Source organism: Dactylosporangium sp. NPDC000244 (genome assembly GCF_040300725.1).
In the GTDB taxonomy this organism is placed as follows: Bacteria; Actinomycetota; Actinomycetes; order Mycobacteriales; family Micromonosporaceae; genus Dactylosporangium.
In genome coordinates this window covers 1-1,646 of record NZ_JBEPEH010000115.1, presented here as the reverse complement: position 1 = coordinate 1,646, position 1,646 = coordinate 1, and the positions used below count along the sequence as shown (strand labels likewise).

The following is a 1,646-nucleotide window of genomic DNA, read 5'->3' as shown; positions in this document are numbered from 1 at the left end:
CCTCGGTCTTTCGTTAGCTGTTGATCAAGGCTGTTTGGCAGCTGGTTGATCTTCTCGTGGGCGGCGCGGATGGGCTGGGCATGGTGGTGACCCGGCCTTTGGCCGGGTTGCTCCAGTTGGTTCGTCGGGTTGTGGTGCCGGGTTCAGGAGATCGGCTGTGGCAGTGCGGCGAGCCGAGCGAAGGCTGTGGACAGATCTGTTGCCCAGGGCCAGTTTTCGGCGATTCGGAGTCGGGTTTGGCGGGCGGTGCGGGTGAGTCTGGCGGCGACGTGCAGGAGCCGGTAGCGCAGTTTCTTGGGTTCGGCGGCGGCGAGGTCGCCGTCGAGCAGGAGGAGCTGGGTCCAGGCGAGCAGGTCGATGGCGGTGAGGGCGAGTTGCAGCCAGGCGGCGTTGATGGCGAAGACTCGGGACGGGAACCGGCCGAAGCCGGTGTCTTTGCCGCATCTGATGCGGTCCTCGACGCGGGCGTGGCCACGGTGGCGGGCTTCCAGGAACTGGACGCTGCCGGATCCGGCGGGTGTGTCGGTGGCCATGACCTGGTGGCGCATGCCCTCGATGGTGTCGAACAGGGACAACTGGGCGCCGGGGTGCGGGCGTTCGCGGCGCACGATGAACCGGGTGCCGGGCGGGAAACCGTAGGCCGGGACCAGGCCGGTCAGTTCGCAGACCTGGGCGCCGTCGCGGGGTTCACCGTCGCCGCCGAGGGCGGGAACCCACTGCAGATGCTGTTTGGCGTGCAGGATCGCCTGGCGGATCGGTTCGGTGATCGCGACGCCGACGGAGAACCGGATGTCGAGGCCGTGCTCACGGAGGCTGCGGATGTGGGTGAGCAGACCGTGGGTGCAGCCGGCTGAGTCCGACCGGATCAGGATCGGGGTGCCGTGTCGGTGAGCGTCTGGGATCTGCGTGAGGGCCTGGTCCAGGACGATGATGTGGTCGGCGGTCGTGTTCGACCCGGCCCGCCCTTCGCGCAGCATCCCGGACAGCGCCTCGCGGGTGTTGTCCAGGAAGCAGAACAACGGATGGAACCCGAACGTGTGTTTCCAGGTCGGGGCTGCGGCTTCCTTGTCGGAGTGGCAGATCACGATGGACGCGTCCAGATCGAGGACCAGACCTGGGACCGGCAGCCCAGCCGCCGAGGTCTGTGGCAGCTCGCCGCCGGTCTCGAGGCGTTGCGCCCACGCGAGTTCACGTGCCTCGGCACGAGCGTCGCGGAACCGGCCGAGGACGGCGCTGTCCATTGCGGACAGTTGCCGCCACGCGGTCGCGTCAGAAGCGACCGGCCCGAACAACGCCGCCTGGTCGCGCAGCACCGCCAGATCCGAGATGGCCTCACCACCATCGGCGAGCATCACCGCCAGATCCACCACCACCCGACCAGGGTCGTGGACCCCGCGTCGTTGCCGCAGACCGGCCATGGCGTCACTACACGCCCTGGTCAGCCCAGTCGCCTCCGCAACGTCGGCGAGGAGTCGGGCGCCAGCGTGCGCCACCACACCACGCCCGTCCGCACTCACGACGATCTTCGGACGTGTTCCGGTAGCCTTCACCCTGCGGGTGCCTTTCGTCGGGATGGATAAGACCCTCAGCAAGTCCTATCTTCCCAGCTCAGAAGGCACCCGTTCCTCATCCACCCACCATGTGGG

1 protein-coding gene is annotated in these 1,646 nt (G+C 68.0%); it reads right to left on the bottom strand.

Annotated elements, in window-relative coordinates:
• Positions 1-143: 143 nt before the first annotated feature.
• Positions 144-1,550, bottom strand: coding sequence for an IS1380 family transposase (locus tag ABT369_RS57770; RefSeq protein ID WP_502891971.1), 1,407 nt, complete (start codon positions 1,548-1,550; stop codon positions 144-146).
• Positions 1,551-1,646 lie beyond the last annotated feature (96 nt).